The 18278-nt window shown below is 74.6% G+C and carries 16 protein-coding genes and 1 tRNA gene; 12 read left to right on the forward strand and 5 right to left on the reverse strand.

All coding sequences use genetic code 11. The annotated features are described in order from the left end of the window. Nucleotides 1-50 precede the first annotated feature (50 nt). On the forward strand, nucleotides 51-509 hold the full coding sequence (locus ACFQ8Y_RS03285) for a MarR family winged helix-turn-helix transcriptional regulator (RefSeq protein WP_430548772.1): 459 nt from the start codon (nucleotides 51-53) through the stop codon (nucleotides 507-509). A 72-nt stretch (nucleotides 510-581) separates the two neighbouring features. On the opposite strand, the gene ACFQ8Y_RS03290 is transcribed toward ACFQ8Y_RS03285, so the two are convergent. Together ACFQ8Y_RS03290 and fdhD are read right to left on the reverse strand one after the other, a co-directional pair. Beyond that, the gene (locus ACFQ8Y_RS03290) at nucleotides 582-2909 is read right to left on the reverse strand and encodes an FdhF/YdeP family oxidoreductase (protein ID WP_430584597.1); all 2328 of its coding nucleotides are present in this window, start codon (nucleotides 2907-2909) and stop codon (nucleotides 582-584) included. Beyond that, nucleotides 2906-3778 (reverse strand): formate dehydrogenase accessory sulfurtransferase FdhD, encoded by an 873-nt coding sequence (gene fdhD / locus ACFQ8Y_RS03295; RefSeq protein ID WP_430584598.1) that lies wholly within the window; start codon nucleotides 3776-3778, stop codon nucleotides 2906-2908. The genes ACFQ8Y_RS03290 and fdhD overlap by 4 nt, the downstream gene beginning before the upstream one ends. 143 nt (nucleotides 3779-3921) lie before the next feature. On the opposite strand from fdhD, the gene fdhA reads away from it, so the two are divergent. After that, nucleotides 3922-5145, forward strand: a complete 1224-nt coding sequence (fdhA, locus tag ACFQ8Y_RS03300; RefSeq protein WP_430548775.1) for a formaldehyde dehydrogenase, glutathione-independent — start codon at nucleotides 3922-3924, stop codon at nucleotides 5143-5145. A 53-nt stretch (nucleotides 5146-5198) separates the two neighbouring features. Here fdhA and ACFQ8Y_RS03305 read toward each other — a convergent pair whose 3' ends face one another. Beyond that, nucleotides 5199-6107, reverse strand: a complete 909-nt coding sequence (locus ACFQ8Y_RS03305) for an alpha/beta fold hydrolase (RefSeq protein WP_430584599.1) — start codon at nucleotides 6105-6107, stop codon at nucleotides 5199-5201. Nucleotides 6108-6205: 98 nt separating this feature from the next. Here ACFQ8Y_RS03305 and ACFQ8Y_RS03310 point away from each other — a divergent pair, with 98 nt between their 5' ends. Further along, nucleotides 6206-6868: a TetR/AcrR family transcriptional regulator gene (locus tag ACFQ8Y_RS03310; protein WP_430584600.1), complete on the forward strand. Its 663-nt coding sequence runs from the start codon at nucleotides 6206-6208 to the stop codon at nucleotides 6866-6868. A gap of 14 nt (nucleotides 6869-6882) precedes the next feature. Here the strand turns inward: ACFQ8Y_RS03310 and ACFQ8Y_RS03315 are convergent, their stop codons facing one another. Further along, nucleotides 6883-7482, reverse strand: a complete 600-nt coding sequence (locus tag ACFQ8Y_RS03315; RefSeq protein WP_430549030.1) for a TetR/AcrR family transcriptional regulator — start codon at nucleotides 7480-7482, stop codon at nucleotides 6883-6885. Between the two features lie 216 nt (nucleotides 7483-7698). On the opposite strand from ACFQ8Y_RS03315, the gene ACFQ8Y_RS03320 reads away from it, so the two are divergent. From ACFQ8Y_RS03320 to ACFQ8Y_RS03360, 9 genes are all read left to right on the forward strand, one after another. Beyond that, nucleotides 7699-7770 (forward strand) — tRNA-Gln (locus ACFQ8Y_RS03320). Between the two features lie 159 nt (nucleotides 7771-7929). Continuing rightward, nucleotides 7930-9546 carry a bifunctional UDP-N-acetylglucosamine diphosphorylase/glucosamine-1-phosphate N-acetyltransferase GlmU gene (gene glmU / locus ACFQ8Y_RS03325; RefSeq protein ID WP_430584694.1) on the forward strand — a complete coding sequence of 539 codons (1617 nt, stop codon included), beginning with the start codon at nucleotides 7930-7932 and terminating at the stop codon, nucleotides 9544-9546. After that, nucleotides 9543-10526 carry a ribose-phosphate diphosphokinase gene (locus ACFQ8Y_RS03330; protein WP_430548778.1) on the forward strand — a complete coding sequence of 328 codons (984 nt, stop codon included), beginning with the start codon at nucleotides 9543-9545 and terminating at the stop codon, nucleotides 10524-10526. The genes glmU and ACFQ8Y_RS03330 overlap by 4 nt, the downstream gene beginning before the upstream one ends. 75 nt (nucleotides 10527-10601) lie before the next feature. Further along, on the forward strand, nucleotides 10602-11741 hold the full coding sequence (locus ACFQ8Y_RS03335) for a glycosyltransferase family 2 protein (RefSeq protein WP_430549032.1): 1140 nt from the start codon (nucleotides 10602-10604) through the stop codon (nucleotides 11739-11741). Nucleotides 11742-12059: 318 nt separating this feature from the next. Next, nucleotides 12060-12680, forward strand: a complete 621-nt coding sequence (locus ACFQ8Y_RS03340; protein ID WP_430548779.1) for a 50S ribosomal protein L25/general stress protein Ctc — start codon at nucleotides 12060-12062, stop codon at nucleotides 12678-12680. Nucleotides 12681-12788: 108 nt separating this feature from the next. Next, on the forward strand, nucleotides 12789-13391 hold the full coding sequence (gene pth / locus ACFQ8Y_RS03345; RefSeq protein WP_430548780.1) for an aminoacyl-tRNA hydrolase: 603 nt from the start codon (nucleotides 12789-12791) through the stop codon (nucleotides 13389-13391). A gap of 138 nt (nucleotides 13392-13529) precedes the next feature. Next, nucleotides 13530-14687 carry a glycosyltransferase gene (locus ACFQ8Y_RS03350; RefSeq protein ID WP_430584601.1) on the forward strand — a complete coding sequence of 386 codons (1158 nt, stop codon included), beginning with the start codon at nucleotides 13530-13532 and terminating at the stop codon, nucleotides 14685-14687. Beyond that, nucleotides 14684-16489 (forward strand): hypothetical protein, encoded by a 1806-nt coding sequence (locus ACFQ8Y_RS03355; RefSeq protein WP_430584602.1) that lies wholly within the window; start codon nucleotides 14684-14686, stop codon nucleotides 16487-16489. The genes ACFQ8Y_RS03350 and ACFQ8Y_RS03355 overlap by 4 nt, the downstream gene beginning before the upstream one ends. After that, the gene (locus ACFQ8Y_RS03360; protein ID WP_430584603.1) at nucleotides 16486-17691 is read left to right on the forward strand and encodes a glycosyltransferase; all 1206 of its coding nucleotides are present in this window, start codon (nucleotides 16486-16488) and stop codon (nucleotides 17689-17691) included. Before ACFQ8Y_RS03355 ends, ACFQ8Y_RS03360 begins: the two co-directional genes overlap by 4 nt. On the opposite strand, the gene ACFQ8Y_RS03365 is transcribed toward ACFQ8Y_RS03360, so the two are convergent. Beyond that, on the reverse strand, nucleotides 17639-18278 hold a 640-nt coding region (locus tag ACFQ8Y_RS03365; protein ID WP_430584604.1), incomplete at its 5' end, for a glycosyltransferase. The two genes, ACFQ8Y_RS03360 and ACFQ8Y_RS03365, sit on opposite strands and share 53 nt — an antisense overlap.

Raw genomic sequence — 18278 nt, forward strand, 5'->3', positions numbered from 1 at the left:
GGCAGAATGATTATGAAACTATAACTATCGAGACCGCCTAGGATCGGGCCATGCCCGACGAGACGATCGTCACGCCCGGCCTCGCCGACCTCGCCGACGCCGTCGTCGAGGTGGCCCGTCACCTGGACGTGCGCTCCCCGGAGCTGCGCGGCATCGTCCCGCTGACCGGCACCGAGGTGGCCGTGATCCGCGAGGTCCACCGCACGGCCCGCCCGACGCCGTCGCGCATCGCCGTCGCGACCGGGCTCGCGCGCAGCAACGTCAGCACCGCGCTGCGCACCCTCGAGGCGCGCGGGCTCGTGGTGCGCGAGCATGCCGACGGCGACCGGCGGACCGTCCGGCTGGTCGCGACCCCGCTGGCCGACGAGCACCTCGCCCGCATCCGCGACTTCTGGAGCCGCCGGCTCGGGGGCGTGCCCGACGACGTCCGGGACGCCGCCCTCCGCGCGCTGCCGGCCCTCGACGCGCTCGCGGAGGCCCTCGTCGAGCCCCGCGCGCAGGAACCCTGAACTACCTCGGCGGGGCCAGAACTACCTCGGCGGGGCCTGAACTACCTCGGCAGGGTGCGAGCCACGTCGGCGTCAGGCGGGCTCGAGCCGGACGACGACCGCCTTGGACACGGGCGTGCGGCTCGTCTCCGCGGTCGCGCCCAGCGGCACGAGCACGTTCGCCTCGGGGAAGTAGGCGGCGGCGCACCCGCGCGCCGTCGGGTAGGCGACGACGCGCTGGCCGCGCAGCACGCGGTCGATGCCGTCGTGGTACTCGCCGTGCACGTCGACCGTCGCGCCGTCGGCGATGCCGAGCTCCGCGAGGTCGTCGGGGTTGACCAGCACGACGGAGCGGCCGCCCTTGATGCCGCGGTACCGGTCGTCGCGGCGGTAGATCGTGGTGTTGAACTGGTCGTGCGAGCGGATCGTCTGCAGCAGCAGGCGGCCGGGCGGGCACTCGACGGGGGCGAGCTCGTTGACGGTGAGGTGGGCCCGCCCGTCGTGGGTGGGGAAGGTGCGCGAGTCGCGCGGGCCGTGCGGCAGGCGGAAGCCGTTCGGGCGCCGCAGCTGGGCGTTGTAGTCCTCGCAGCCCGGCACGACGCGCGCGATGTGCTCGCGGATCACGTCGTAGTCCCGCTCCATCGCCGCCCAGTCCACGGGGCGGTCCGAGCCCGGGCCGCCGGGGCGGGCGCCGAGCACGGCGCGCGCCAGCCGCGTGACGATCGAGACCTCCGACAGCAGGCCCGGCGCGACCGGCTCGACCTTGCCGCGCGACGCGTGCACCGCGCAGACCGTGTCCTCCACCGACACGAACTGTTCCCCCGACGCCTGCCGGTCGACGTCGGTGCGCCCCAGCGTGGGCAGGATGAGCGCCTCCCGGCCGACGACGGCGTGCGACCGGTTGAGCTTCGTCGAGATCTGCACGGTGAGGTCGGCGCGGCGCACCGCCTCCTCGGCGGCGCCCGTGTCGGAGATCGCCCCGACGAGGTTGCCCCCCAGGGCCACGAGCGCTTTCACGCGCCCTGCGGCCATCGCCTCGACCGTGCCGACCGCGTCGAGGCCGTGCTGCCGGGGGACCCGGAGCCCGAACTCGGCGTCGAGCGCGTCCAGGAAGGCGTCCGGCATCTGCTCCCAGATGCCCATCGTGCGGTCGCCCTGCACGTTGGAGTGGCCGCGGATGGGGGAGGCGCCCGCGCCGGGCCGGCCGATGTTCCCGCGCAGGAGCAGCAGGTTGACGATCTCCTTGATGGTCGGCACGGCCTTGGTGTGCTGCGTCAGGCCCATCGCCCACGTGACGATGACGCGCTCGGCGCGCAGGTAGCGGTCGGCGAGCTCGTCGATCTCGGTGCCCGTGAGGCCGGTCGCGGCCAGGACGGCGTCCTCGTCGAGGTCCGCCAGGTGCGCCCTGAGCTCCTCGAGCCCCGACGCGTGCGCGGCGAGGAACTCGTGGTCCAGCACCGTGCCGGGCGCGGCCGCCTCGGCGTCGAGCACCCGCTTCGACACCGCCTGCAGCAGGGCCATGTCGCCGCCCAGCCGGATCTGCAGGAACTGGTCGGCGAGCCCCGTGCCGCGACCCGCCAGGCCGCGCACCGTCTGGGGGTTCTTGTACCGCTTGAGCCCGGCCTCGGGCAGCGGGTTCACGGCGACGATGCTCGCCCCGTTCTCCTTGGCCTCCTCCAGGGCGGTGAGCATGCGCGGGTGGTTGGTGCCGGGGTTCTGCCCCATGATCACGATGAGGTCGGCCAGCGCGAAGTCGTCGTAGGTGATCGTCGCCTTCCCGACGCCGATCGTCTCCCCCAGGGCGGCGCCGGTGGACTCGTGGCACATGTTGGAGCAGTCGGGCAGGTTGTTCGTGCCGAACGCGCGCACGAACAGCTGGTAGACGAACGCGGCCTCGTTGGACGTGCGCCCGCTGGTGTAGAACGACGCCTCGTCGGGGGAGCCGAGGGCGTTCAGCCGGTCCGCGAGGATCGCGAACGCCTCGTCCCAGGTGACCGGGACGTAGTGGTCGGACCCGGCCGCCTTGTGCACCGGCTCGACGAGCCGCCCCTGCTGCCCGAGCCAGTGCTCGGTCCGGGTGAGCAGGTCCGAGACCGGGTGCTCGGCCCAGAACGACGGCTCGACGACGAGCGGCGTCGCCTCCCACGTCACGGCCTTCGCGCCGTTCTCGCAGAACTCGGCGGGCTTGCGCCGGTCCGGGTCCGGCCAGGCGCAGCTCATGCAGTCGAAGCCGTCGCGGTGGTTCATCGACAGCAGCAGGCGCGCGGTGCGAGTGGGCCCCATGTCGCGCAGCGCCGGGACCAGAGCGTGCACGATGCCGGGCACGCCGGCCGCCCAGTCCTTCGGCGGTCGGACCTCCTCCGGCTGCGGCTCCAGCGGCTCGCCCTCGTCCCGGACGTCCTCCGGCTGCTGCGTGGTCATGCGGCGTCCCCCCTCCGGTCGCGGTGCCCGCCGTCCTCGACGACGCGGTGGTCGCCGGCGTAGACGACGAGGGTCGGGTCGCGCACGAAGCCGACGAGCGTGAGCCCCGCGGAGTCCGCGAGCTCCGCGGCGAGCGACGACGGCGCGGAGACGGCGGCGAGCACCGGCACCCCCGCCATGACGGCCTTCTGCGTGAGCTCGAAGCTGGCCCGCCCCGACACCACGAGCACCGTGCCGCGCAGCGGCAGCATCCCCGCCGCGGCGGCCCAGCCGACCACCTTGTCGACCGCGTTGTGCCGGCCGACGTCCTCGCGCACCACCAGGGCCTCGCCGGTCGCGGCGTCGAACAGTCCTGCCGCGTGCAGCCCCCCGGTGCGGGCGAAGACGTCCTGCGCCGCGCGCAGCCGGTCGGGCAGGGCGGCCAGCAGGGCGGCCTCGACCCGGACGGCGTCGTCGGCGACGTCGAACGCGCTGCGGGTGAAGACCGCGTCGATCGACGCCTTGCCGCACAGACCGCAGGCGCTGGAGGTGAAGAACTCGCGCGCGAGCGCCGGGTCGGGCGGCCGCACGCCCGTGGCGAGGGCGACGTCGAGCACGTTGTAGGCGTTCTCGCCCGGGGCCTCCTGGCCGGCACCCGCGCAGTAGCGCGCGCCGGCGACCTGCGCGCCGTCGGTCACCACGCCCTCCGAGACGAGGAAGCCGGTCGCGAGCTCGACGTCGTGCCCCGGGGTGCGCATCGTCACCGCGTACGAGCGCCCGCCCACGCGGATCTCCAGCGGCTCCTCGCCGGCGAGCAGGTCCTCGCGGCGCGCGGTGCGGCCGCCGATGGTGACGCGCCTGACGCGGCGTCGGACGGTGACGCGGGTCATACCCGCAGGCCTAGCAGACCCCCGCGCCGGGCACAACGGCAGCGCGTCGGGGCGACCCGCGCTCGACCTGCCGAGGACGCGCGACGCGCCTACGGTCGGAGGACCGGCTCAGACCGGGCCGGACGTGTTCAAGGAGGAGCACCATGGCAGACACGAATCGCGCGGTCGCGTACAAGGGGCCGGGCGAGGTCGAGGTCATCGACATCGACTACCCGACGTTCGAGCTCAAGGACGGCCCCGGGGTGAACCCGGCGAACGTCGGCCGGCAGGTACCGCACGGCGCGATCGTCAGGACCGTCGCGACCAACATCTGCGGTTCGGACCAGCACATGGTCCGCGGCCGCACGACCGCGCCGAAGGATCTGGTGCTGGGCCACGAGATCACCGGCGAGGTCGTCGAGGTGGGACCCGGCGTCGAGTTCGTCAAGGTGGGCGACCTCGTCTCCGTCCCGTTCAACATCGCGTGCGGGCGCTGCAAGAACTGCAAGGAGCGCAAGACCGGCATCTGCCTCAACGTGAACCCGGACCGCCCGGGCAGCGCGTACGGGTACGTCGACATGGGCGGCTGGGTCGGCGGGCAGGCGAACTACGTGCTGGTCCCGTACGCCGACTGGAACCTGCTGGTCTTCCCGGACAAGGACCAGGCGCTCGAGAAGATCATGGACCTGACGATGCTGTCCGACATCTTCCCGACCGGCTTCCACGGTGCCGTGACCGCCGGCGTCGGGGTGGGGTCGACGGTGTACGTCGCAGGGGCCGGCCCGGTGGGCCTCGCGGCCGCGACCGGCGCCCAGCTGCTGGGCGCGGCCGTCGTCGTCGTGGGGGACATGAACGCCGACAGGCTCGCGCAGGCCCGCTCGTTCGGCTGCGAGACCGTGGACCTGACGAAGGGCGGGCCGGCCGAGCAGATCGAGCAGCTTCTCGGGGTCCCCGAGGTCGACTGCGCGATCGACGCCGTCGGCTTCGAGGCCAAGGGGCACGGGTCGGACTCCGGGCACGAGGCCCCGGCGACGGTGCTGAACTCGCTGATGGAGATCACCGCCGCGGGCGGCGCGCTGGGCATCCCGGGGCTGTACGTCACCGGCGACCCGGGGGGCATCGACGAGGCCGCGAAGAAGGGGTCGCTCTCGCTCAGCCTGGGCACGGGGTGGGCGAAGTCGCTGGCGTTCACCACCGGCCAGTGCCCCGTGATGAAGTACCACCGCGGCCTGATGCAGGCGATCCTGCACGACCGGGTGCAGATCGCGAAGAACGTCAACGCGAAGGCGATCACCCTCGACCAGGCCCCGCAGGGGTACGCCGAGTTCGACGCCGGCGCCGCGACGAAGTACGTCATCAACGCGAACGGCTACCTCGACGGCAAGTGACCTGTCGGGGCCACGCGCACGACGGGCTGCGCGTGGCCCTGACGGCTCGGGGGTCAGGCGTCGTCGTGCTCGCGCAGGAACCCGTCGACGAGCGGGAGCACCTGGTCGGGGAGCTGCCACAGGACGCCGTGCCCGCCGCCGGGCACGAGCTCGACGCGGGAGCCGCGCACCTGGTCGGTGACGCGGCGGCCCGCGGCGACCGGGTCGCCGAGCCTGGTGGCCGCGCCGAAGAACGCCAGGGTGGGCGCGGTGATCGCGCGGAGCCGCTCGTCGGTCAGGGGGCTCGGCCACGGCGTCCGACGGCGGTAGCGCAGGGCCGCGCGGGCGAGGGCGCGGTCCTCGTCGGCGAGCGTCACGCCGGGGATCAGCCACTCGTCGAGGCGGGCGAGGTTGCGTGCCGTCGGCAGGGCCGCGGCCCGGACCATGCGTGAGACCACCTTCCTGTCGGGCCTGACCAGCGCGGTGATGCCCTCGCCGAGGACGAGCGCGCCCACGCGGTCGGTGGCGCGGTCGGTGGCGCGGTCGGTGGCGCGGTCGGGCGTGCCGGACGCCAGCAGCGCGGCGAACCAGGCGCCCTCGGAGTAGCCGAGGACGTGCGCGCGCTCCAGGCCGAGCCCCTCGAGGAGCTGGACGCCCCACGCGGCGTAGTCGTCGGCCGAGCGCAGCGCGGCGGTCTGCTCGCTGCGCCCGGCCGTGCCGACGACGTCGGGCGCGTAGACGACGCGGTCCGCGGCGAGGGAGCGCACCACGCCGTGCCAGCTCAGGCCCGTGCCGTTCAGCCCGTGCAGCAGCACGAGGGGCGTACGGGTCCCGGTGCCGGAGCGTCGCACGTGCGTGGGGCCGTAGGCGGTCTCGACCCGGACGTCCTCGGACGGCAGCGGCCAGCGGGTCTCGAGGTCGCGGTACGCCGCCTCGTAGGCGGTGCGTGCGGCCTCGCTGGTGAATCGACCTGTCGACGGCATCGGACCTCCTGGTGCGCGGTTGATGGTATGACCGTACCATCAACGTGGTACGGACGTATCATCAGCACGACCGACCAGCACCGCCGAGGGGAGCGACCGTGCCGCGACGGGTGGACCACGACGAACGCCGCCGCCAGATCACCGACGCCTGCCGCCGCGTCGTCGCGCGCGACGGGCTCGAGGCGGCCACGTTCCAGGCCGTCGCCGCCGAGGCGGGGGTCTCCGTCCGCCTCGTGCAGTACTACTTCGGCCACAAGCACGGGCTGCTCGTCGCGACCCACCGCGCGGTGATCGAGGGGTCGGCGGCCCGGTTCGGCGGCGGGACGCCCGGCGGCGCGGACGCCGGGTCCGAAGCGCCGCCGCCCCGCGCCGTCCTGCGCGCCGTGCTCGCCGCGCTGCTGCCGCTCGACGACGCCCGCCGCGCGGACGCCGTCGTCCTCGCGGCCTTCCACGCCGCCGCCCTGACCAACGAGGCCGTCACGCCGGAGGAGCTGCGCGGCGCCCCGCGGGCGCTCGTCGACCTCGTCGCGGCGCTGCTGCTGCGGGCGCGCGGAGACGGCACGGGCGCGGGGGAGGGCTCAGGGCCGGACGACGGGGCCCGGCTCGACGCGGCCCGGCTCGACGCGGCACGGCTCGACGCGGAGGTGGTGCTCGCGTCGGCCGCCGGGCTCACCCAGGGTGTCCTCGCCGGGCACGTCACCGGCGAGACGGCGCTCGCCGTCGTCGACCGGCTGCTCGACCACCTCGTCGGCCCCGGCTGACGCTCGACGCGCCGTCAGCGGGACTTCGTCAGCTCCGGCTTCTTGACCATCCCGGACAGCCCGTTCCAGGCGAGGTTGGTCAGGTGCGCGGCCACCTCGGCCTTGTCGGGGCTGCGGGCGTCGAGCCAGTACTGCCCGGTGAGCGCGACCATGCCCACCAGCATCTGCGCGTAGAGCGGCGCGGCCTTGCGGTCGAGCCCGTTGGCCTTGAACTGGTCACCGAGGATGTGCTCCACCAGGGTCGCGACGTCGCCGATGAGGCTGGAGAACGTGCCGGTGGCCTGGGCGACGGGGGAGTCGCGCACCAGGATGCGGAAGCCGTCCTCCGACGCCTCGATGTACCCGAGCAGGGCCAGCGCCGTGCGCTCCACCAGCACCTTGGGATGGCCGCCCTCCTCGAGCGCGCCGGTCAGCGCGGACGTCAGCGCGCGGACCTCGCGGTCGACCACGACGGCGTAGATGCCCTCCTTGCCGCCGAAGTGCTCGTAGACCACCGGCTTGGACACCTCGGCGCGGGCGGCGATCTCCTCGACGCTGGTGCCGTCGAAGCCCTTCTCGGCGAACAGGCCGCGGCTGACCGCGATCAGCTGCTCGCGCCGCTGGCTCGCCGTCATCCGGGCGCGCGGCGGACGCTTGGGCGCACGGGAGTCGGTGGGCATGGGCCCCATTGTGCCCTCCGGACGATGCGGCCGGTGTGGCGCGTGCCACGGCGCCGGTGGACGCCGAGGGGCGGGACGCGTGCCGGGGCGGTGGTGCGGACCTGGCAGACTGAGGACGGACGCCCGACGGTGCCGCGCCTGCTGGGGCGCGAACCCGGCCCGGGGGACCGATCCGCCTTGGTGTAATCGGCAGCACAGAGGTTTTTGGTGCCTTTGGTCCAGGTTCGAGTCCTGGGGGCGGAGCTCGGCACCATCGACAGAGCACACCCGAGAAGAGACGGAGCACTCGTGGTCTCGACAGGACCGGACGCCGCAGGACGCGTGGTTCAGGACGACGTTCAGGACGACACCGTGGCGAGACCGGCGGCCGTCGTCGTCCTCGCCGCGGGGCAGGGGACGCGGATGAGGTCCGCGACACCGAAGGTGCTGCACGCCCTGGGCGGGCGGACGATGCTCGGGCACGCGATGGCCGCGGCCCGCGAGCTCGACCCGCAGCAGGTGGCGGTCGTCGTGCGCCACGAGCGCGACGTCGTGGCCGCCGCCGCGGCGCAGATCGACCCGGCGGCCCTCGTCGTCGACCAGGACGAGATCCCCGGCACCGGCCGCGCCGTCCAGTGCGCGCTCGACGCGCTCGACGCCCGCGCCCACGCCGGTCGGGCCGCGCAGCTCGTGCACGACGACGCCGTCGACGACGAGCTGCACGCCGACCACGCCAACGGCGGCGACCACCCCCTGGGCGACGGCCTGGACGGCGCCGTCGTCGTCCTCGCCGGCGACATCCCCCTGCTGGACGGCGCCACGCTCGGCCAGCTGCTCGCCGCGCACCACGCGGACGGCAACGCCGTGACGATCCTCACGACCGAGGTCGCGGACGCGAACGGCTACGGCCGCATCGTGCGCGAGCCCGGCACCGGCGACGTCGTGGCGATCGTCGAGCACAAGGACGCGACGCCCGAGCAGCTCGAGGTCCGCGAGATCAACAGCTCGGTCTACGTCTTCGACGCCGCGGTGCTGCGCCGCGGGCTCGGCGGCCTGGACCGCGACAACGCGCAGGGCGAGGTCTACCTCACCGACGTCGTCGCGTCCGCGCGGGCCGAGGGCGGCGCCGTGCGCGCCGTGCTGAGCGACGACCCCATGCTCGTCGAGGGCGTCAACGACCGGGTGGCGCTCGCGACCCTGGGTGCCGAGCTCAACCGCCGCGTGCTCACGGAGTGGATGCAGGCAGGCGTCACCGTCGTCGACCCGGCGACCACCTGGGTGGACGTCGACGTCGAGCTCGCCCCCGACGTCACGCTCCTGCCCGGCACGCAGCTGCACGGCGCCACGAAGGTGTCCTCGGGCGCGACGATCGGCCCGGACACCACGCTGACCGACGTCGAGGTGGGCCCCGGCGCGACCGTCGTGCGCACGCACGGCTCGCTGTCCGTCATCGGCGAGAACGCGTCCGTCGGCCCGTTCGCCTACCTGCGCCCCGGCACCGAGCTGGGCACGAAGGGCAAGATCGGCACCTTCGTCGAGACGAAGAACGCGCAGATCGGCGAGGGCTCCAAGGTGCCGCACCTGTCGTACGTCGGCGACGCGACCATCGGCGAGCACACGAACGTCGGCGCCGCGTCGGTCACGGTGAACTACGACGGGCAGAAGAAGCACCGCACGGTGATCGGCTCGTACGCGAAGACGGGCGCCGACACGATGTTCGTCGCCCCCGTCACGGTGGGCGACGGCGCGTACACGGCCGCGGGCTCGGTCATCATCAAGGACGTCCCCGCCGGCGCGCTCGGCGTCGCCCGCGCGCAGCAGCGCAACGTCGAGGGCTGGGTCGAGCGCCGCTGGCCGGGGACGCCGGCCGCCGAGGCCGCCGCCCGCGCCCGCACCGAGGGCTCGGGCGGGGAGCTCGGTGCGCAGGCGCAGCGCCAGCTCGCCGCGCACAATGCCCTCACCGGCGCCATCCCGGTGGTGCCTCCCGCCGACAGCCCCGACCCGACCGCCGACCCGACCGAAGGAAGCACGCAGCGATGAACAACTTCATCCCCGGCACCGGTGAGCGCACGCTCGTCCTCGCCACCGGCCGGGCGCACCCGGAGCTCGCGGAGGCCGTGGCGAAGGAGCTCGGCATCGAGCTGCTGCCCGTGTCGGCGTACGACTTCGCGAACAGCGAGACGTACGTGCGGTTCAGCGAGTCGGTGCGCGGCTCGGACATCTTCCTGCTGCAGAGCCACACCGCCCCGGTGAACCAGTGGCTCATGGAGCAGCTGCTCATGGTCGACGCGGCCAAGCGCGGCTCGGCGCGCTCGATCACCGCCGTGGCGCCGTTCTACGCGTACGCACGCCAGGACAAGAAGAGCCGTGGCCGCGAGCCCATCTCGGCCCGCCTCGTCGCCGACATGCTCAGGACGGCGGGCGCGGACCGGATCCTCAGCATCGACCTGCACACGCCGCAGATCCAGGGCTTCTTCGACGGCCCGGTCGACCACCTGTGGGCCATGCCCGTGCTGGTCGACTACGTGCGCACCCGCGTGGACGTGTCCAACGCCGCCGTCGTCTCGCCCGACGCCGGCCGCATCCGCGTCGCCGAGCAGTGGGCCGCCAAGCTGGGCGGCTGCCCGCTGGCCTTCGTCCACAAGACGCGCGACGTCACGCGCCCCAACCAGGCCGTCGCCAACCGCGTCGTCGGCGAGGTCGAGGGGCGCGACTGCGTGCTCGTCGACGACCTCATCGACACCGGCGGCACCATCGCCGAGGCGGTCAAGGTGGTCATGGACGCCGGGGCCCGCTCCGTCACCGTGGCCGCCACGCACGGCGTGCTGTCCGACCCCGCCGCGCAGCGCCTGCAGGAGTGCGGCGCCACCGAGGTCGTCGTCACCGACACGCTGCCGATCACGGCCGACAAGCGGTTCGACAAGCTCACCGTGCTGTCCATCGCCCCGCTCGTCGCCCGCGCCATCCGCGAGGTCTTCGACGACGGCTCCGTGACGAGCCTGTTCGACGGCAACGCCTGACCGACGCCGGTGGCCCGGGGCGTGCGTCGTCCCGGGCCGCGGCGTCCCCCGGAGGGGAGGCACGGTGACATGACGGTGGACGTGACCGTGGTGGTCCCCACGTACAACGAGGGCCCGAACGTCGCCGAGCTGGTCCGCCGGCTCGCCGCCGCGCTCGGCCCCGACGGCGAGGGCCGCCGCGTCGCGCCCGGTGGCGTCGAGGTGCTGTTCGTCGACGACTCGAAGGACGACACCCCCGCCGTCATCGAACGGGTCGCCGCCACCTCCGCGGTGCCCGTGCGCCTGATCCACCGCGAGGTGCCCGACGGCGGACTCTCGGGCGCCGTCGTCGCCGGCCTGCGCGCCGCAGCCGGCGAGCGCGTCGTCGTGATGGACGGCGACCTGCAGCACCCGCCCGAGATGGTGCCCGTGCTGCTCACCACCGCGCGCGAGACCGACGCCGACGTCGTCGTCGCCTCCCGGTACACGGGCCGCGGGGACGCCGGCGGCCTCGACGGGCGCTACCGGCGCTGGGTCTCCAAGGCCTCGGGGCTGCTGGCCCGGTCCATGTTCCCCGTCAAGCTGCGCGACGTCTCGGACCCCATGACCGGGTTCTTCGTCGTCCGCACCGGCGCCGTCGACCTCGCGGGGCTGCGCCCGCGCGGCTTCAAGATCCTGCTCGAGATCCTCGCGCGGCAGCGGCTCGTCGTGGTCGAGGAGCCGTTCGTCTTCGGGGAACGGTTCGCGGGCCGGTCGAAGGCGACCGTCGCCAACGGGCTGCGTTACGTGCAGCAGCTCACCCTGCTTCGGTTCGGACGGCTGTCCCCGTTCGCGCTGATCGGTGCGCTCGGCGCCGTGCTCAACCTCGCGATCCTCGCGGGGCTCCAGGGGCTCGGCGTGCACTACCTCCCCGCGGTGATCTGGGCCAACGCCGTGACGATCGTCATCAACTTCCTGCTGCAGGAGCGGTTCGTGTTCGCCGACCTGCGTGACGGCGCGCACGGTTTCTGGGGCCGCTTCGTGCGGTCCTTCGCCTTCAACGGCACCGAGGCCGCGGTCCGCACCCTGCTGCTGTGGTGGATCGTCGAGCGCGCCGTGCCGCACCCCGAGCTGGTGCAGGCGGTGCTCATCCTCGTCGCCTTCGTCGTGCGGTTCGTCTTCCAGGCGCAGGTCGTCTACCGCCCCCGCGGGGCGGCGCGGGCCCGGGCGCGCGCGGGCGAGGACGCCCGGCACTGACACCCCGTCCCGAGGGGGCTATACTCGTCCGGTTGCCTCGGCGAGGGACGTCTGACGGGCGCCGGTCACCCAGGTCGTACAGGTCCAGCACCTGCGACCCGGCCGCCACCCTCAGCGCAGGATCCGTCGGATTTCCGTGATCGACTGGGCGGCTGTCGGTGCACCGCACTCTGCGGGTGCCCCCACGGCGCGCTCTCGATCGCGTCCGTCACGTGTCCCACGCCGACGCAACCGCAGTTCGCGGGGACCACCACCTCGTGGACAGCCGACGGCTCCCTCTGGCCGTCGGCACGCACAGACATCCCAGGAGTGATCCACGTGTCCGACATCAAGCTCGCCGCCGAGGCCCGCACCGAGTTCGGCAAGGGCGCCGCCCGCCGCATCCGTCGCGAGAACAAGATCCCCGCCGTCCTGTACGGGCACGGCACCGACCCGCTGCACATCACCCTGCCGGGCCACGAGACGATGCTCGCCACGCGCCACTCCAACGCGCTGTTCACCATCGAGCTGGACGACAAGTCCGAGATGGCCGTCGTCAAGGACATCCAGCGCGACGCCGTCCGCGGCGTCATCGAGCACATCGACCTGCTGCTCGTGAAGCGCGGCGAGAAGATCGCCGTCGACGTCACCGTGAACGTCGTGGGCGAGTCGGCCCCGGGCACCATCCACTTCGTCGAGGCGCAGACGCTGTCGGTCGAGGCCGAGGCCACCCACCTGCCCGAGTCGGTCGAGGTCTCCATCGAGGGCCTCGAGGCCGGCCAGCACGTCACCGCCGGCGAGGTCGAGCTGCCGAAGGGCTCCACGCTGCTCACCGACCCCGAGGCGACCGTCGTCCAGATCGCCGAGCCGCGCGCCGAGGTCGCCGCCGAGGACGAGGAGGCCGCGGAGGGCGAGGCCGCCGAGGAGACCACCGAGGCCGCCGAGTCCACCGAGGGCTGACACCGCCTCACGCCCAGGGCGCCCGGTACCGTTCGGTTCCGGGCGCCCTTCGCGCGTCCGCGCCCTGAGCTGGCCGACCACCTGCTGCACCACGGAGAGAGAACGCAGATGACCGACACCCCCTGGCTGGTGGTCGGGCTGGGCAACCCCGGCCCGAAGTACGCGGGCAACCGGCACAACGTCGGGCACATGGTGCTCGACCTGCTCGCCGAACGCACGGGAGCGCGGTTCTCGCGGCACGCGCGCGCCCAGGCGGTCGTCGCCGAGACGCGGCTCGGCGTCCTGCCCGGCGGGCGCCCCGGCCCCCGCGTCGTGCTGGCGAAGCCCACCACGTACATGAACACGTCCGGCGGCCCCGTCGCCGGGCTCGTGAAGTACTACGGCGTCGACCCGGCCCAGGTCGTCGTCGTGCACGACGAGGTCGACATCCCGTTCGACACCATCAAGCTCAAGTCCGGCGGCGGCGAGGGCGGCCACAACGGCCTGCGCGACATCACCAAGGCCCTCGGCACCAAGGACTACGTCCGCGTCCGCGTCGGCGTCGGGCGCCCCCCGGGGCGCATGGACACCGCCGACCACGTGCTCAAGGACTTCTCCGCCACCGAGCGCAAGGACCTGCCCATCCTCGTCGACGACGCCGCCGACGCCGTGGAGATGGTGCTCGCCGAGGGGCTCCTCGCCGCGCAGGGGAAGTTCCACACGAAGGTCTGACACGGACGTCTGACGCGGCGCGGCCCGCGGCCTGACCGGGCTCTTCACCCGGGTGGAAAGGTCGCCGCGGGGTCCTTTCCGTGCGCCGGTCTCCTTACGCTCGACGGGCGGTCCCGACCGTCCGCACGAGGAGGAACCATGGGCCCGACGGTGGCACTGGCGCACGACTACCTGACGCAGCGCGGCGGCGCCGAGCGGGTGGCGCTGACGATGGCCCGGGCCTTCCCGTCGGCACCGCTCTACACGACGCTGTACCACCCCGACGGGACCTTCCCCGAGTTCGCGGACGTGGACGTGCGCCCGTCGCGCCTGGACCGGGTCGGCACGCTGCGGCGCCACCACCGCCTGGCCCTGCCGCTGCTCCGCGGCGCGGTCGAGAGCCAGCCCGTCGACGCCGACGTGCTCCTCGCCAGCTCCAGCGGGTGGGCGCACCGCTACCGCGGCGCGCGGCGCACGGTCGTGTACTGCTACGCGCCCGCGCGCTGGCTCTACCAGCGCGACCGGTACCTCTCCGGGGCCTCCGGGCGGGCCTGGAAGGACCGTTGGCGCACCGGGATCGCCGGCGCCGCGCTCGACCTCCTCGGCCCCGGGCTGCGGGCGTCCGACACGGCCGCCGCCGCCCGTGCCGACGTGTACCTGGCCGTCTCGACCGTCGCCCGGCGCGCCGTGCGCGAGGCCTACGGCATCGACGCCGAGGTCGTGCCGCCCCCGCCCGCGATGGAGCCGGAGGGGCCCGTGACCGCGATGCCGGGGATCGCCCCCGGCTACCTGCTGTGCGTGGCGCGGCTGCTGCCGTACAAGAACGTCGACGTCGTCGTCGCGGCAGCGCGACGGCTCCGGCTGCCCCTCGTCGTCGTCGGCGACGGCCCCGACCGCGAGCGGCTCGAACGGCTGGCGGACGAGAGGGTCCGGTTCGTCGGCAAGGTCGACGACGCGCAGCTGCGGTGGCTGTACGGCCACGCGTCGCTGCTGGTGGCCACGTCGTACGAGGACTACGGGCTCACGCCGCTGGAGGCCGCGGCGTTCGGCGTCCCGGCGGTGACGCTCGGCACGGGCGGCTACCTGGACACCGTGGTCGACGGCGTGACCGGGCTGTACGTGGACCGCCCGGACGCCGAGCCGGTCGCCGAGGGGATCGAGGCCGCGCTCGCCCGCTCCTGGGACCAGGAGGCCATCGGCGTGCACGTGAAGGGGTTCTCCCGGGACACGTTCGTCGCCCGGCTGCAGGACGTGGTGGCGCAGGAGGCCGTGGCGGCCGGGGTGCCGGGGACACAGGGGGAGGTAGGGGGCCGATGACCGTCCGGGAGTTCCTGCGGGTGATGTGGGAGGGCAAGTACCTCCTGATCGGGTCGGTCGTGCTCGCGCTGGCCGCCGCGTGGGTGTACGCCGACCGCAAGCCCGAGGTGTTCGAGGCGACCGCGACGGTCCAGATCAACGCCGTCGAGCTGGGCGACAGCACGTCGCCGGCGGCCACCACCACGAGCGTCGACACCGACCCGGGGCTCGTCGAGGCGCCCGGTGTGCTCCAGGTGGTGGCCGAGGGCGTGGCCGCGGGAGCGGACCCGAAGGCGCTCGCCGCCCAGGTCTCGGGAGCGTTCGACGCCTCCACGCAGGTCATGGCGGTCACCACCACGGCGGGCGCCCCGGGCGACGCGGTCGTGCTGGCGAACGCGGTGGCGTCCGCCTACGTCGATAGCCTGCCCGGGGTCATCGACGACCAGATCGCCGAGATCGACGCCCGCCGCGACGCGCTGCGGGGCCAGCTCGACGCGGTCGACAAGCAGGTGAAGGACAAGCCCAAGGACCCCCTGGCGGGCGCGGAGCGCTCCACCATCATCGACCAGTACCAGACCCTGTCGGCCAGCAGGAGCACGCTCGAGTCGATCGTGACGCCCGCCCAGATCCTCACTCCCGCCACCGGTTCCTCAGCCGTGGTGGTGGGGCTGCCGCGGGCCAGCATCGTCCTTCTCGGCGCGCTCGCCGGGCTCGCGATCGGGGTCGGCCTCGCCCTCGCCCGCCGGGCCCTCGACTCCCGGCTGCGTGGCCGTGCCGACGCCGCGGCCGCGGCCGGCGTCCCGGTCCTTGCAGAGCTCTACGGGGTGACCCGGGCCGCCAAGTCGTACCGCCGCACCCCGGTGCTGCCGATCTCGAGCAGGGTCGCCTCCCCGTTCACCGAGTCGATCCGGGAGCTGCGCACCGCCCTGCACGTGGCGATGCAGGACCGCGAGCACGCCGTGGTCGTCGTGACGGCCACCGACCCGCACGCGCCGCGGCCGTTCATCGCCGCCAACCTCGCGGCGTCGTGGGCCATGAGCGGGCGGGCCACCGTCGCGGTGTCGGGCGACCTGCGTCGTCCGGACCTGGAGGACCTCCTGCCGCGCCCGAACGGTCCGGGCACCGGTCCGGACGGGTTGCGTCCCACCCAGGTGCCCAACCTCCGCTTCCTCGCCCTCCACGACCCGACGATGGACCCTGCGGACTACCTGGCGACGGACCGGGTCCGTGCGACCGTCGAGGCGGCGCGGGACGCCGGCGAGGTGCTCGTCATCGACGCGCCGCCCGTGCTGGCGGCGGCGGACGCCACGATCCTCGGCGCCTACGCGGACTGCGTCGTCCTCGTCGCCACCGCCGGCCGGACCGCGCGGAGCGTCCTCGCCGAGGCGGCCGAGCGGCTGCGCATCAACGGCGTACCGCTCACCGGCGTCGCGCTGGCCGGGGTGAAGGGCGACAGCCGGATGGTCTACGCGTCGACCTACGGCGAGCCCGTCGAGTCGGACCCGTCCGACGGTCCGTCCGCCGCGGTGCCCGACCCCGTCGACGAGACGGCGGACCGCACCCCGAGCGGTCCGCAGGGCACGCCGGACGACCGGGCGCCCACCGGCTCGGACGACGACGCGTCCCCGGCCCCGGCGCGCGACGAGTCGGGCCCCGCGAGGGCCGTCACACCGCGGACGCCGGTCCGCCCCCCGGCGTTCCCGCCCACGGGGGTCCGGGTCGCGACCGTGGCCGCACCGCCGTCCGCGGAGCAGGAGCCGCCGACGCCCGCGCAGGTCGCGCCCACGATCGGCCGGCTGCTGCGGACCGCGCGCTCGTCGTGACGGTGCCACCGGGCGCTGCCGAGCGGCCGCTGCGCGTCGTGATCGTCGACCACACCGCGGCACTGGGCGGAGGGGAGCTGGCGCTGCTCCGGCTGGCCGCGGAGCTCGACCCGAGCCGCGTCGAGCTCCGCGCGGTCGTGCTGGACGACGGCCCGCTCGTCGAGCGGCTGCGGGCGGCCGGAGTGCGGACGCTCGTGGTCCATGCCGGGGCGCGGTCGCGGGGCATGGACCGGCACGCGCTCGGCGGCTCCTGGCGCGCGGTGCTCGCGGTGGGCGAGACCGCCCGGCTCGTGGTCCGGGTGGCCACGGTGCTCCGGAGCGCGGACGCCGACGTCGTGCACACCAACTCGCTGCGCGCCGACGTCGTCGGGCTCCTCGCGGCCCGGTGGTGCCGGGTCCCGGTGGTGTGGCACGTCCACGACCGGATCGCCGACGACTACCTGCCGCCGGTGGCGGTGCGGCTCCTGCGCGCGCTGGCCCGCCGGGGCCCGCGCGCGGTCGTCGCGAACTCGCGGGCGACCGCGCGGACGCTCCCGGGGGTGCGCGACCTCACCGTCGTCCACCCCGGGTACGCCCCGGACCAGGCGGTGCCGGCGTACGACGCCCGCGTGCCGCCGGAGCGCCCGGTGGTGGGCCTGGTCGGCCGGCTCAGCCCGACCAAGGGGCAGCTCGAGCTCGTGCGGGCCGCGCGGACGGTGCTCGACCGCCGCCCCGACGTGCGCTTCCGCCTGGTCGGGGGCGCGTTGTTCGGGGCCGACGCCTACGCGGACGCGGTCGACGCGGAGATCGACCGGCTCGGGCTGCACGGCGCCGTCGACGTCGTCGGGTTCAGCGACGACCCGGCCGGCGAGCTCGACCGGCTGTCGGTCTGCGTGCACGCGTCGCCCGTACCCGAGCCCTTCGGGCAGGTGGTGGTCGAGGCGATGGTGCGCGGCGTCCCCGTGGTCGCGACCGACGCGGGCGGCGTCCCGGAGATCGTCCGGCCGCCCGGCCGGGACCTGGGCCTGCTCGTCCCGCCGGGCGACGTGGAGGCGCTCGCGGCCGGGCTCCTGGCCGTGCTGGACGACCCCGGCGCGGCCGAGCGGCGCGCCCGGGCGGCGTACGACGACGCGACCCGGCGGTTCCCCGCCCGCGGGACCGCGCGGGCCCTCACCGAGGTGTGGGAGCGGGTCGCCGGACGGCCTCGACGACGTCGGACATGAGGGCCACCTGGCGCACCCAGGTGGGGATGGGCTCGGGGTCCGTGCCGCTGCCCTCGTCGAGCGGCGCGGCCGGCCCGCGCGACGGCTCCGCGAGCGCGTCCCGGACGGCGGCGGCGAACCCCTCCGGCGACGCGACGGCGACTCGCGGGTCGGCGGTGTCGCGGAAGCCGGCGACCGGCGTCGAGACGACGGGACGCCCCACGGCCCGGTACTCGTAGAGCTTGAGCGGGTCGAGGCTGTCCGTGAAGTCGTCGACGACGTGCGGGACGACGAGCGCGTCGGCGTGCTGGAGGTAGGCCGGCACCGCGTCGAACGGTCGGGCGCCGAGCACGACCACGCCCGCCCGGCGCAGCCGGTCGACGTCGGGCCGCTCCAGCGAGACCGGGCCGACGAGCACCAGGGAGCCCACGCCGTCGAGGGCGCGGGCGGTGTCCTCGCACAGCCCGACGTCGAGCCGGTCGGCGTGCAGCGTGCCGACGTAGACGGCCGTGGGGGGCCCCGGGGGGGGGGGCCCGGGGCGGGGGCACACCCCCGGCGACCCGGTGCCGACGCTCGCCGCGGCGGACACCTCGCCCAGGACGACCGCG

It is taken from the genome of Isoptericola sp. NPDC056605, from assembly GCF_042792795.1.
Taxonomy (GTDB): domain Bacteria; phylum Actinomycetota; class Actinomycetes; order Actinomycetales; family Cellulomonadaceae; genus Isoptericola.